General features: G+C 73.5%; 12 protein-coding genes. 8 read left to right on the top strand and 4 right to left on the bottom strand.

Annotated elements, in window-relative coordinates; all coding sequences use genetic code 11:
- Window positions 1-97 precede the first annotated feature (97 nt).
- Window positions 98-1,675, top strand: a complete 1,578-nt coding sequence (locus ACYVID_RS16025) for an alpha/beta fold hydrolase (RefSeq protein WP_460738739.1) — start codon at window positions 98-100, stop codon at window positions 1,673-1,675.
- A gap of 76 nt (window positions 1,676-1,751) precedes the next feature.
- Window positions 1,752-3,017 carry a phosphodiester glycosidase family protein gene (locus ACYVID_RS16020; protein ID WP_460738737.1) on the top strand — a complete coding sequence of 422 codons (1,266 nt, stop codon included), beginning with the start codon at window positions 1,752-1,754 and terminating at the stop codon, window positions 3,015-3,017.
- 27 nt (window positions 3,018-3,044) lie between these two features.
- On the opposite strand, the gene ACYVID_RS16015 is transcribed toward ACYVID_RS16020, so the two are convergent.
- Together ACYVID_RS16015 and glgC are read right to left on the bottom strand one after the other, a co-directional pair.
- Window positions 3,045-3,644 (bottom strand): mismatch-specific DNA-glycosylase, encoded by a 600-nt coding sequence (locus ACYVID_RS16015; RefSeq protein WP_460738735.1) that lies wholly within the window; start codon window positions 3,642-3,644, stop codon window positions 3,045-3,047.
- A gap of 31 nt (window positions 3,645-3,675) precedes the next feature.
- Window positions 3,676-4,926 carry a glucose-1-phosphate adenylyltransferase gene (glgC, locus tag ACYVID_RS16010; RefSeq protein WP_460738733.1) on the bottom strand — a complete coding sequence of 417 codons (1,251 nt, stop codon included), beginning with the start codon at window positions 4,924-4,926 and terminating at the stop codon, window positions 3,676-3,678.
- 46 nt (window positions 4,927-4,972) lie between these two features.
- On the opposite strand from glgC, the gene glgA reads away from it, so the two are divergent.
- The 5 genes from glgA (at window position 4,973) to ACYVID_RS15985 (ending at window position 10,817) form a co-directional block, all read left to right on the top strand.
- Window positions 4,973-6,181, top strand: coding sequence for a glycogen synthase (gene glgA / locus ACYVID_RS16005; protein WP_460738731.1), 1,209 nt, complete (start codon window positions 4,973-4,975; stop codon window positions 6,179-6,181).
- A 176-nt stretch (window positions 6,182-6,357) separates the two neighbouring features.
- Window positions 6,358-6,861: a hypothetical protein gene (locus ACYVID_RS16000; RefSeq protein WP_460738729.1), complete on the top strand. Its 504-nt coding sequence runs from the start codon at window positions 6,358-6,360 to the stop codon at window positions 6,859-6,861.
- A gap of 104 nt (window positions 6,862-6,965) precedes the next feature.
- On the top strand, window positions 6,966-7,658 hold the full coding sequence (locus tag ACYVID_RS15995; RefSeq protein ID WP_460738728.1) for a hypothetical protein: 693 nt from the start codon (window positions 6,966-6,968) through the stop codon (window positions 7,656-7,658).
- A gap of 412 nt (window positions 7,659-8,070) precedes the next feature.
- Window positions 8,071-9,543, top strand: a complete 1,473-nt coding sequence (locus ACYVID_RS15990; RefSeq protein WP_460738726.1) for a DUF1800 domain-containing protein — start codon at window positions 8,071-8,073, stop codon at window positions 9,541-9,543.
- Window positions 9,544-9,548: 5 nt separating this feature from the next.
- On the top strand, window positions 9,549-10,817 hold the full coding sequence (locus ACYVID_RS15985; protein ID WP_460738724.1) for a DUF1501 domain-containing protein: 1,269 nt from the start codon (window positions 9,549-9,551) through the stop codon (window positions 10,815-10,817).
- Window positions 10,818-10,907: 90 nt separating this feature from the next.
- Here the strand turns inward: ACYVID_RS15985 and ACYVID_RS15980 are convergent, their stop codons facing one another.
- Complete coding sequence (locus ACYVID_RS15980) at window positions 10,908-11,126, bottom strand: hypothetical protein (protein ID WP_460738722.1); 219 nt, start codon at window positions 11,124-11,126, stop codon at window positions 10,908-10,910.
- A gap of 16 nt (window positions 11,127-11,142) precedes the next feature.
- Here ACYVID_RS15980 and ACYVID_RS15975 point away from each other — a divergent pair, with 16 nt between their 5' ends.
- Window positions 11,143-11,781, top strand: a complete 639-nt coding sequence (locus ACYVID_RS15975; protein WP_460738720.1) for a hypothetical protein — start codon at window positions 11,143-11,145, stop codon at window positions 11,779-11,781.
- Window positions 11,782-11,842: 61 nt separating this feature from the next.
- Here the strand turns inward: ACYVID_RS15975 and ACYVID_RS15970 are convergent, their stop codons facing one another.
- A complete protein-coding gene (locus tag ACYVID_RS15970) occupies window positions 11,843-12,313 on the bottom strand; it encodes a winged helix-turn-helix domain-containing protein (RefSeq protein ID WP_460738718.1) in 471 nt (156 codons plus the stop codon).
- Window positions 12,314-12,346 lie beyond the last annotated feature (33 nt).

Genomic DNA, 12,346 nt, shown 5'->3' with positions numbered 1-12,346 from the left:
ACCGTACGCCGGTGTGAGCCCGGCCACGTGCACGGCCCGTGACCTGTGACGGGCGTCTCTCGTTGTCCCTGTCAACTGCCACCCCGAGGAGCACGTCGTGCGTCGTACCACCCGATCCGTCCTGGCCACCGTCCTGAGCGCCGTCGTCGGCCTCTTCGCGCTCGGGGTCTCCACCGCCGCGCCCGGGGCCTCCGCGGCCGGGTCCGCAGCCACCATGGCCAGCAAGCCCGCCGACGTCGTGACCGACGGCTGTCTGGCCAGCGTGCCGGAGCCGGGCAGCGGCGAGCCCGTCCAGATCTGCTACACCCTCTTCCAGCCCGGCATCGCGACCGGCCGGACCAAGGTCCCGCTCGTCTTCCAGTCCCACGGCTGGGGCGGCTCGCGCTGGACCACGCGCGAGCAGGCGGCCCGCTTCCTGGACGCCGGCTACGGCGTGCTCTCCTTCGACCAGCGCGGCTTCGGCGAGTCCGGGGGCCAGGCGCACGTGATGAACCCCGACTTCGAGGGCAAGGACGTCCAGGGCCTGGTCGACCTGGTCAGCGAGCTCCCCTGGGTCATCCAGGACGCCCCGGGCGACCCGCGGATCGGCGCGATCGGCGGCTCGTACGGCGGCGGGTACCAGTTCCTGATGGCCTTCGAGGAGATCGGGGCGACCGGTCGCCAGGTGGTCGACGCCCTGGTCCCCGAGATCACCTGGCACGACCTCAACGAGAGTCTCGCCCCGAGCAACATCGTCCGCCTGGAATGGGTGCTGGCCCTCGTCGCCGCCGCGGTGCCCAGCGACGCGCTGCCGCCCAACGTCTACAAGGCGCTGCTCGAGGGCGTCGCGACCGGCACCTGGCCCGACGGATCGGTCCCTGGCACCGAGGACATGGTTACCTTCATGGCCAAGAACGGCCCGAAGCATCAGGTCGCGCAGGGCCGGAGGATCGACGTCCCGGTCCTCTTCGGCCAGGGCACGACCGACACCCTCTTCCCGCTGGAGCAGGCCCTGACCAACTGGCAGGTGGCGCTGACGAAGCAGGCGCGCAAGAAGAGCATCTTCACCGCCTACAACGGCGGCCACGTCCTGCCAGCCGTCCTGCCTGCGGGTGTGTCCGTCGACTCCGACCCGTGCGCGGAGCAGCTGGCCGGCGGCGACTTCACCGACCTGACGCTGGCCTTCCTCGACCGCGCGCTGCGCGGCGGGGAGAAGACGCTCAAGGGCTACGGCCGCTTCCACATCGCCACTCCCGACAGCACCTGCCTCACCACCCGCAGCGTCACCCCCACCCGAGAGGTCCCGATCGGCACCGTCGCCACCTCGGCCACCGCCGGGGTCCCGATCGCCACCGAGATCGCGGCCGGTCCGCTGAGCGTCACCGGCAACAGCCACCTCACGGCCCTGGCCACGACCCTCGGCGTGGACTCCCGTGCGTTCTACGGCCTGGCCGTGGGCACCTCGCCCGCCGACGCGGTGCTGGTGCAGAACAACGTGATGCCCTTCCGCGCCGACCTGCCGATGGTCGGCGAAGAGGTCCGGATCGAGCTGCCCGCGGTGGGTGTCGAGGTGCCGGAGGGCCAGTCGCTGTTCCTGATGGCCAGCCCGCTGAGCGACACCTTCGTGGGGATGGGCAGCCGGACGGCGGCGGCGGTGCTGCTCGAGGACGTGGTCGTCCACCTGCCCCGACGCTGACCGCGACACCCTCCTGCCAACCCGGCGGGCCGCGTGGGCCTGACGTCACTCCTGTCACTCACGTACCATCCTGCGGGTGTCCTCCCGGTCGATCCGCGCTGCTCTCGCCGCCTTGGCGCTGAGCGGTCTCGTGGCGACCGGACTGCCCGGGGCCACCGGCGCGGGGGCAGGCACGGGCGCGGGTGACGGCAGCGGCGACCCGCGCCGGGACCAGGACCGGCGGGTCGCGACCTTCGGCGACAGCGGGCACACGCGGCACACCTCGGACCGCGAGCGCGGCCCGATCGCGCCGTACGTGCCGCCGGGCGACCGGATCCCGCTGCGCCGCACCACTCCGGTCGCCACGCCGATGGGTCCGGGCGTCACCTACACCCGGTGGGGCCAGACCGACGCGCGCGGGCCGGTCCAGGCGCACCTGCTGGCGGTCGACCTCGACACCCCGGGCGTGCGGCTGGACGTGGTCAACCCCGGCCGGGTCGCCGCGGTCGAGGACGTGCTGACGATGGCGCGTCGCAACGGCGTGCTGGCCGCCGTCAACGGCGACTTCTACGACATCGGCCGCACCGGCGCACCGCTCGGCGTGAGCGCCTCCCCGCGCAGCGGCCTGATGAACGCCCGCGAGACGGGGTGGAACCAGGGCTTCTACCTGACCCGGAAGGGGCGCCCGCAGTTCGGCGAGGTCACCTTCACCGGACGGATCCGCGAGCGCCCCGGTGCGCGGGTCACCAACGTCAACAGCCACTTCGTGCTGCCCGGCGGCATCGGTGTGTACACGCCGCGGTGGGGCCGCTCACCCGGCTACGCCGTGACCCAGGGCCAGGAGCGCGACATCCGGATGGTGGAGATCCGCGACGGGCGGGTCGTGGCCAACCGCGGCAAGCTCCGGCCCGGTCGCGAGATCCGGGGCCTGGTCCTCGTCGGGCGCGGCCCGGGAGCGGTCGAGCTGCGCAAGCTCGGGCGTGGGCCTGCGCACGTGTCGTGGTGGCTGCGGGGCCGACCCCAGCTGGTGATCACCGGCTCCAAGCTGCTCATCGACGACGGCCAGGTCATGGTCGTCGACGACGCCGAGATGCACCCTCGCACCGCCGTCGGGATCGACCGCGACACCAACGAGGTGCTGCTGCTGGCCGTCGACGGCCGCTCCGAGGAGAGCCGCGGCTACACCATGGTCGAGCTCGCCCGGATGATGCAGGACCTCGGTGCCGACGAGGCGCTCAACCTCGACGGTGGCGGGTCCACCACGATGGTGGGTCGCCGCTCCGGCACGCTGCGGGTCCTCAACGACCCCTCGGACTCCGTGCTGCGCAACGTCGCCAACGCCCTCGTCGTCCGCCGCGGCTGAGCGGCTGCCCCGCGAGGCCCGGCGGCCTCAGCGCTGCGGCGGCAGCAGCCCGGCCGCCCGCCCCACCTCGGCGTACGCCTCGGCCAGGGTCGCGACGGTCTCGTGCGCGTTGAGCCCGCTGGGGTTCGGCACCACCCACAGCTCGGCGGACCCGATCGGCCCCGGCTGCCGCCCCGGGACGGCCTTCGGGAGCGCGAAGGCCTGGCGGTACGCCGTGATGCCGGCGACCGCGACCACCCGGGGTCGCACGTGCTCGACGAGGCGCACCAGCTCGGCCCCGCCCTCGCGCAGCTCGGCGGCAGTCAGCTCGGAGGCCTTCGCCGTCGCCCGCCTCACGAGGTTGGTGATGCCGATGCCGCGGGCCCGGAACCGGTTCCGGTCCTCCTCGCTCATCCCGGCGGCGGCGTCGACCGGCTCGGTGATGACGCCCGCACGCAGCAGCGCGGGGTAGAAACGGTTGCCCGGGTGGGCGAAGTGGGTCTGCGTGGCCGCGGTCCACAGGCCGGGGTTGATGCCGACGAAGAGCAGCCGGGTCGGCGGGTCGCCCGGTCCCGCGAGCAGGTCGGGGACCTCGGCGTCGCGGAAGGACTCCAGCTCGGCGCGCGAGAAGCGTGGTCGCTCGGTCATCGGGAGGTCGGGCTGGGCAGGGTCGCGAGGGTCACGAGGGGAACGGCTGGTCCTTGCCGAGGACGGTGAGGCCCTCGGTGACCAGGAACCCGCGCTCGCGGTCGGCCTCGGGGTCGACGCCGATGCTCGCGCCCGGCGGCACGACGACGTTCTTGTCGAGGATGGTGTTGCGCACGACCGCGCCCTCGCCGACCACGACGCCGTGCAGCAGCACCGACCCGGTGACCTCGGCGCCGTCCTCGACCCGCACGTCGGGCGAGAGCACCGAGCGGCTGACCGTCCCGCCGCTGACCACGACGCCCGGGGAGAGCACGGCCTCGTCGGTGGTGGCCGGGGAGCCACCGGCGCCCTGCACCAGCTTCACCGGGGGCTGGGGGCCGTAGGAGGTGTAGACGGGCCACTCGGTGTTGTAGAGGTTGAAGACCGGCATCGGGGAGACGACGTCCATGTGGGCCTCGTAGTAGGAGCGCAGCGTCCCGACGTCGCGCCAGTAGCCCTGGTCGCGCGCCGTCGCGCCCGGCACCACGTTGTCCTTGTAGTCGTAGACGCCCGCCTGCGAGCGGCGCACGAAGGCCGGGACGATGTCGCCGCCCATGTCGTGCTTGGAGCCGGTGGTGCTGGAGTCGCGGGTGACGGCCTCGACCAGCGCGTCGGCGTCGAAGACGTAGTTGCCCATCGAGGCCAGCACCTCGCCAGGGCTGTCGGGGAGACCGACGGGGTCGGTGGGCTTCTCGAGGAACTCGCGGATGCGCGAGGGCTCCTCGGCGTGCACGTCGATGACGCCGAACTGGTCGGCCAGCGCGATCGGCTGACGGATCGCGGCGACCGTGCAGGCCGCGCCGGACTCCACGTGCTGGGCGACCATCTGGGAGAAGTCCATCCGGTAGACGTGGTCGGCGCCGACCACGACCACGATGTCGGGCTGCTCGTCGCGGATGAGGTTGAGCGACTGGTAGATCGCGTCGCCGGAGCCGAGGTACCAGTGCTTGCCGACGCGCTGCTGGGCCGGCACCGGGGCGACGTAGTTGCCGAGCATCGTCGACATCCGCCAGGTCTGGGTGACGTGGCGGTCCAGGCTGTGCGACTTGTACTGCGTGAGCACGACGACCTTGAGGTAGCCCGAGTTCACGACGTTCGACAGCGCGAAGTCGATCAGCCGGTAGATGCCGGCGAACGGCACCGCCGGCTTGGCGCGGTCGGCGGTCAGCGGCATCAGCCGCTTGCCCTCACCTCCGGCCAGGACGATGGCGAGGACCTTCTTGCGGCCTGCGCTGGCGCTCATGCCGTCACGTTATCCGCGGCCGACCCGCGGGAGTAGGTTCGGGGTCGTGCGAGTCGACGTGCTGACCAAGGAGTACCCCCCGGAGATCTACGGCGGCGCGGGGGTGCACGTGGCCGAGCTCGTCCGCGCGCTCCGCGACCGCGACGACGTCGAGGCCCGCGTGCACGCGTTCGGCGCGCAGCGCTCGGAGGAGCTGACGTCGTCGTACGCCGAGCCGGAGTCGCTCGCCGGGGCCAACGCCGCGCTGCGGACCATGGGCGTCGACCTCGCGATGGCCGACGCGTGCGCCGGGACCGACGTGGTGCACAGCCACACGTGGTACGCCAACCACGCCGGCCACCTGGCCGCGCTGCTGCACGACGTGCCGCACGTGGTCACCGCCCACTCCCTCGAGCCGCTGCGACCGTGGAAGGCCGAGCAGCTCCGCGGGGGCTACCGGCTCTCGTCCTGGGTCGAGCGGACGGCGTACGAGTCCGCGGCTGCCGTCATCGCGGTGTCGGCGGCGATGCGCGAGGACGTGCTGCGCTCCTACCCCGCGATCAACCCGGCCCGGGTGCACACCGTGCACAACGGCATCGACACCGCGCTGTGGTCGCCGCGGCCCGACCCCGACGCGTGCCGCCGGCTGGGGGTCGACCCGGACCGGCCCTCGGTCGTCTTCGTCGGCCGGATCACCCGACAGAAGGGGCTGCCGCTCTTCCTGCGCGCCTGCGCCGAGCTGCCGCCAGAGGTGCAGGTCGTGCTGTGCGCCGGGGCGCCGGACACCCCCGAGATCCTGGCCGAGGTCGAAGCGCTCGTCGCCTCGCTACGGGCCGGTCGCGGTTCGGGCTCCGGCTCCGACGGGGGCGTCGTGTGGATCCCCGAGATGCTGCCGCGCGCCGACGTGGTCGCGCTGCTGTCGGGCGCCACCGCCTTCGCCTGCCCCTCGATCTACGAGCCGCTCGGCATCGTCAACCTCGAGGCGATGGCTTGCGAGACCGCGGTCGTCGCCACGGCCACCGGCGGCATCCCCGAGGTGGTCGTCGACGGCACCACCGGCGTGCTCGTGCCGATCGAGCAGGCTGACGACGGCACCGGCACGCCCCTGGACCCCGAGCGGTACGTCGCCGACTTCGCCGCCGCCCTCCTCGAGGTCGTCTCCGACCCGGACCGGGCGGCGGGCATGGGGCGCGCCGGTCGCGCCCGGGCGGTCGAGTCCTTCGGCTGGTCGGCGATCGCCGAGCGGACGGTCGAGGTGTACCGCTCGGTGCTGTGAGGGGGCGGCGAGTCGCCAGATTCGTCGGGTGGCCGACGGACCCGGGAGCGCCACGGCAGAGGTTCCGACCACCGTGGCCGGGTTCGTGGGGTAGCCGACAAACCCGGCCACGCCCGGACGCCGCCCCTGTGGATGACGCCCGACGCCGTACGCCGGAGCGGTGCAGGCTGCGGGGCATGGACTTCTCGGACCTCATCGACCCAGACCCGCACGACCCAGACCCGCACGACCCCGACCCCCTGGACCCCCTCGACCCGCTCGACCCCTCGGACCTCGTGGTGGTCGACGACCAGGTGCGGCTGCTGCGCACGTGGCGGCACCTGCTCGAGCGCGAGCAGCTGGACCGGCACAGCCTGTGGCTGCTGCTCATCGACGAGCAGGACCACCCGGTGCCCGGGCTGGTCGAGCTCGAGGGCTGCCCGGAGGAACCGGACCCGCGCGAGCTGGACTCCCTGGTCCACATGCTCCGCCACCTGCTGGACGACCTGGCCCCCGACGGCCGGGTCGCGGTGGCCCGGTCACGTCCGGGCTCCCACCCGGTCGACGCGACCGACCGTCGGTGGGCCGCGGAGGTCCAGGCGGCGTGCCGACGCGGCGGGGTCCCCACTGACCTGGTGCACCTCGCGACTCCGGACCGGGTCGTCCCGCTGCCCCTCGACGACCTGCCCGCCACCGCCTGAGCGCCGGTACCACCGACCACCCGGCCCGGGCGCCCGGCCAGGCACGCCCGGGCCGGGTCGTCAGGGAACCGCCCAGGAAGAACACGTTCTACTACGCTGGCCGGGTGACGACCTGGCTGCCTGCGGGCACCCCGAAGGCGATGTTCCTGGCGTGGGGCGAGGACCTCCCCGCGACGCTCACCGATGCCGCGCTCCGCAAGGAGCTGCGGTCGGCAGGCGCGCTGCGGCTGCAGGTCAACCTCGACGACGAGCACGTCGCGCCGGCACTGCGCTTCGGCACCGGCGACCCGATCGGGGCGGTGGTGAGCGTGTGGGGCCCGGACCCCGAGGCCGCCGCCCGGGTGCTGGCCGCGCGTGCCACGACGGCCGGCTGGCTGGTCGAGGAGCGCCGGCGGGTCGACCCCGCGGAGACCTACGACGGGTCGCGGGCCGACGCGCTGGCCAACACCGCGGTGCTGCGCCGGCCGGCCGAGCTCGACGAGGAGACCTGGCTGCACCGGTGGCTGGTCGAGCACACGCCGATCGCGATCCGGACGCAGGCGACGACGGCGTACCTCCAGCACCGCTGCGTGGCCCCGCTGCCCGGCTCGCACCCCGACCCGCCGCACGTCGACGCCCTGGTCGAGGAGCTCTTCCCGACCGCCGGCATGCACGACGTGCACGCGTTCTACGGCAGCGGTGGCGACGACGCGGAGCTGTCGCGGCGGATGAGCGAGCTGATGGCCAGCGTCAGCCGGATCGGCGCCGACCGCGACCTCGACCTGGTGCCGGGCAGCCGGCACCTGTGGGACATCTGACCGATCTGCTCCGGGCAGCACGACGGCCCGCCACCCCTGAGAGGTGACGGGCCGCAGCGACGGGCCGGCTCAGCCCTGGGCGCCGAGCGACTTCCAGTAGTCGTTGAGCGCGCCGTTGGTCTTGACGAACCAGATGATCGGGCCGACGAGGATGAACATGCCGGGGAAGTACCACAGGCCCGTGGCGCCGCTGACCGGCTCCTTCTGTGGTCCAGGGACCGCGGACGCCAGGCACCACGCGGGCCAGGTGACGAACCACCCATGTAGTCCTTTCGGGTCAATCTCGATGCCCCAAGGGGTAGGAGGCGCCCGATCGCGCGACACCCGAGGCAACCAGCAGGGACAGTGGAACCGCTCCCCGGCGGACCCCGGCCGGGTCGCTCTCGGACCCCCCGCCGTGAGGAACGCCCCCGTGCCCGCTCCACGCAAGAAGTACCGCCCTGCCCGGTACGCCGCCACCCCGGTGCTCAGCGCCGCCGACCGCCACGTGGTCAGCCGCTTCAGCTACGGCACGACACCCGAGCTGGTGGCGGAGGTGCGCGCCGCTGGCGGGGGCCTCGCCTGGTTCGACCGGCAGCTGGCGACGGCGTACGACGACCCGGCCGCTGACGCCGCCCTGGGCGACTGGTGGCCCGACCTGCACCTGGACGCCGCGACCGTGTGGAAGCGGCAGGTCGAGGACGTGCGCGGGTCGTGGGAGGTGATGTGGGACTACGGCCGCCGACTGCTGGTGCGGCGGATGACCTCGCCGCGGCAGGTGCTCGAGGTGATGACGGAGTTCTTCGAGTCGCACCTGCACGTGGCCGCGATCGGGGACGCCCATGCGACCTGGCGCTCCTCCTACGGCGACGTGATCCGCCGCCACGCCCTGGGCCGCTTCGACGAGATGCTGCTCGAGGCGGTCACGCACCCGGCGATGCTGATGTACCTCGACCAGGCGACCTCGACCAAGCGTGCGCCCAACGAGAACCTCGGCCGCGAGCTGCTGGAGCTGCACACGGTCGGCGTCCGCGCCTACACCGAGGACGACGTCAAGGCGTCCGCGCGCATCCTGACCGGCTACCGCGTCGACGTGTACCGCTCGTGGCAGGCGTCCTACCGGCCCGAGGACCACTGGACCGGGCCCGTGAGGGTGGGCGACTTCGCCGACCCCAACTCCGACCCCGACGGCCGTGACCTCGTACGCCGCTACCTGGCCCACCTCGCACGACGACCCGAGACCGCGCGGCGCCTGGCGCGCCGGCTCGCGGTGAAGTTCGTGCGCGACGACCCGCCCGCGGCGCTGGTCGAGCGGCTCGCGCAGGTCTACCTGGCCCACGGCACCGCGATCGCCCCGGTCCTGCGCGAGCTCGTGCGCTCGACCGAGTTCAAGGGCGCGCGCGGGGCGAAGCTGCGCGACCCCTCCGAGGACCTCGTCGCCACCTACCGCGCCCTCGGCGCCGAGGTGGCGCGCCCCCGGGGTGACGAGGACGCGGCCAACGCCGTGCTGTGGCAGTCCTCGACGATCGGCCTGGCCCCGATGGAGTGGCCGCGACCCGACGGCCAGCCGATGGACAACCGGGCATGGGCCACCCCGGCCCGGGCGCTGGCCTCGATGGAGGTCCACTGGTCCCTGGCCGGGGGCTGGTGGCCCTCGAAGGGCGTGACCTACCGACAGCCCCTGGACTGGGTCCCCGAGCTGCCGATCAGCTTCGCCGAGCTGGTCGACCACCTCTCGCGCCGCCTCCACGGCCGCCCCTCGAGCTCGGGAGTGCTCAAGGCCATGTGCACCGCCCTGACCCTGCCGCCCACCGAGGTGATCACCGCCGACCACGCCCTGGTCAAGTGGCGCTTCAACCGGCTGCTCGGGGCCTTCCTCGACCACCCCCTCCACTACGAACGGTGAGCGCGGTGACCACGACCTCCCACTCCCCAGCCTCCGCCGGCGCCTGCGGCTGCCCCGAGTTCCTCGGTGCGGACGTCAGTCGACGCGGCTTCCTACGCGGTCTCGGCGTCGCCGGGGCCTCCTTCACCGTCGGCTCCGCCGTGGTCTCGATGGGGCGCAGCGCCGCGGCCGCCGACGCCACCGGCAACGTGGTCGTGGTGCTGTCCCTGCGCGGTGCCGCCGACGGGCTCTCCCTCGTGGTCCCCCACGGCGACCCGGTCTACTACCAGGCGCGCCCGCGGATCGCCGTCGCCGCCGACCAGCTGCTGGTCCGCGACGACTTCTTCGGCCTCAACCCCGCCCTGAAGGCCCTGGTGCCGCTGTGGACCGCGGGCAAGGTCGCCGCCGTGCACGCCACCGGCATGGCGGTGCCCAACCGCTCGCACTTCGCCGCGATGGAGCTGGTCGAGGACGCCGCCCCCGGCTCGACCCAGCGGATCGGCTGGTTGAACCGGCTCCTCGGGGAGCTGCCCGGCTCCTCCCCGCTGCAGGGCCTGGCCGTCGGCGACACCCCCGGCGCGTTCTACGGGCCCGAGCCGATCATGGGCTTCCGCCGGCTGGACAAGGTCGGCATCGCCGGCGACGACAAGTGGGACCCCACCGGGGAGCGGGTGCGCTCGCTCGGGACGATGTGGGGCTCCTCCCGCAACCCGCTCGCACCGGGCCTGCGCGCCGCGATGGCCGCGGTCGAGGACATCGCACCGGCACAGGCCCAGGCCGACCGCACCTCGTCGTACCCGAACACGGACCTGGCCAAGGCGCTCTCCTCGGTCTCGCGCACGATCCGCGGCGACGTCGGCGTCTCGCTGGTGACCGTCGACCAGGGCGACTGGGACATGCACACCGACATCGGCACGCTCTCGTGGGGCCGGATGCGCACCAACGCCTCGCAGCTGGCCGAGGCGATCGCCGCGTTCTTCACCGACCTCGGCCCGCACGCCGACCGGGTCACGCTGGTGACGGTCTCCGAGTTCGGCCGTCGCGTCGTGGAGAACGACAACTACGGCACCGACCACGGCTGGGGCAACGTCATGTTCCTCGTCGGTGCCGGGGTCAAGGGCGGGTACCACGGCACCTGGCCCGGTCTGGTCAAGGCGCACGACGCCGACCTGGCCGTCACCACCGACTACCGCTCCGTCCTCGCCGAGGTGGTCCGGGCCCGCACCACGGCCTCCACCGCCGCGGTGTTCCCGGGGTTCAGCCCGACCCGGGTCGGGGCGATGGTGGGGCAGTAGGGTGCGACGCGGGGTAGTCCGAACTCCTTCTCACCCTCAGCTCGAGCTGAGGGTGACATCTCGTTCGGAGTATCCCGCCGCAGGGGCCGCTCAGCTCTCGGAATCCTCGGCCGCGGCCAGCCGCTCGCGGAGCCGGTCGCGGACCTCGTCGGGCGACATCTGGGTACGCCGGCGGTGGTCGCGCGCGACGACGGCCCCGGTCGCGGCTACCCCGGCGAGCCCGGCGACGCCGAGGACCTTCCAGAGACGCCCGCGTCCTGCGCCTCCGAGCCGTCCCGCGCCGTCCCGTCCCCCACCCAGCAGACCCATGGCCCAGACTCCTCCCATGCGACCCGACAGCCGGATCGACCTCGACCGGGCCGTGGACCTGACCCGCACCGGCGACCTGTGGCTCTTCCGCGGCCGCTCGACCGCCGACCACGCTATCCGGGTCCTCACCAACGCCCCGGTCAACCACGTCGGCATGGCGGTGGTCCTCGACGACCTGCCGCCACTGATGTGGCACGCCGAGCTCGGCAAGGGCCTGGTCGACGTGTGGACCGGCCAGCACCAGCGCGGCGTGCAGCTGCACGACCTGCGCGCGGCCGTCGTGCAGTGGCACGACCGTTACGACCAGCAGGCCTGGCTGCGCCAGCTCGACCCGGGTCCTGACGGCATCACCCCGGCGATGGAGGACGCGGTGCTCCGCACGATCGCGCGCCTCGACGGCACGCCGTTCCCGAGCACTGCCAAGCTCGTCGGGCGCTGGGCCCGCGGCCGCGTGCGCCGCCAGGCACCCGCGGAGCTGACCTACTGCGCGGAGGTCGTCGCGGCGACGTACGTCGCGATGGGCCTGCTGCCGGACCACCTGCCCACGAACTACTACGACCCCGGGATGTTCTGGTCCGGCGACGACCTCCCCCTCGCGCCCGGGGTGGGCCTGGGCGCGGAGGTCGCGGTGGAGGTGGGGCGCTCGGCGGGGTAGTCCGAATCACTTCTGATGCTCGGCTCGAGCTGAGCATCAGAAGTGATTCGGACTACCCCGGCTACAGGCTGCGCATCCCCTCGTCGGTCAACGCCCAGACACCCGGCTGCGGGGCGACGAGGAGGCCGTCGTCGGCGAGCTCCTTGCGGGCCCAGCGGGCGGCGGTGCGCCAGCGGACCTCGCCGGTCGGGCCGGTCTCGTGGTCGCCGGGCTTCAGCACCTCGGCGAGCCGCTCCTCGAGCGCCGCCAACACCAGGTCGGCCTCCTGCTCGCCACCGGCCTCCTGCAGCACCTCGACGATGACGGGCTTGAACTCCGCCTTGTCCGTACGCCGTCGCGGGGCCGTCCGGACGGGCGCGGGAGCCGACGCGGACCGGGACGTGGTGCGGGAGGTCGAGCCGCTCGCGCTCGTGGTGCTCCGCCGTACCGGCGAGGCCTTCGGCGGCGCCTTCACCGGCTCGGGGGCCGGCGGCCGCCCGTGGATGCACGTGGAGAACGGGAGGTCGCAGTGCTCGCAGTAGTCCTCGGCCACGGGTGCGAGACTACGTCGCCGCGCGACCCCGCG

The organism is Nocardioides ginkgobilobae (assembly GCF_054781275.1).
This window is presented reverse-complemented; position numbering and strand designations above follow the sequence as displayed.

Excerpts from the sequence above, each read along its gene's own strand:
- ACYVID_RS16000 (WP_460738729.1), top strand. The coding sequence starts at position 6,358 with ATGGACTTCTCGGACCTCATCGACCCAGACCCGCACGACCCAGACCCG.
- ACYVID_RS15980 (WP_460738722.1), bottom strand. The coding sequence starts at position 11,126 with ATGGGTCTGCTGGGTGGGGGACGGGACGGCGCGGGACGGCTCGGAGGC.
- ACYVID_RS15975 (WP_460738720.1), top strand. The coding sequence starts at position 11,143 with ATGCGACCCGACAGCCGGATCGACCTCGACCGGGCCGTGGACCTGACC.
- glgC (WP_460738733.1), bottom strand. The coding sequence starts at position 4,926 with ATGAGCGCCAGCGCAGGCCGCAAGAAGGTCCTCGCCATCGTCCTGGCC.
- ACYVID_RS16015 (WP_460738735.1), bottom strand. The coding sequence starts at position 3,644 with ATGACCGAGCGACCACGCTTCTCGCGCGCCGAGCTGGAGTCCTTCCGC.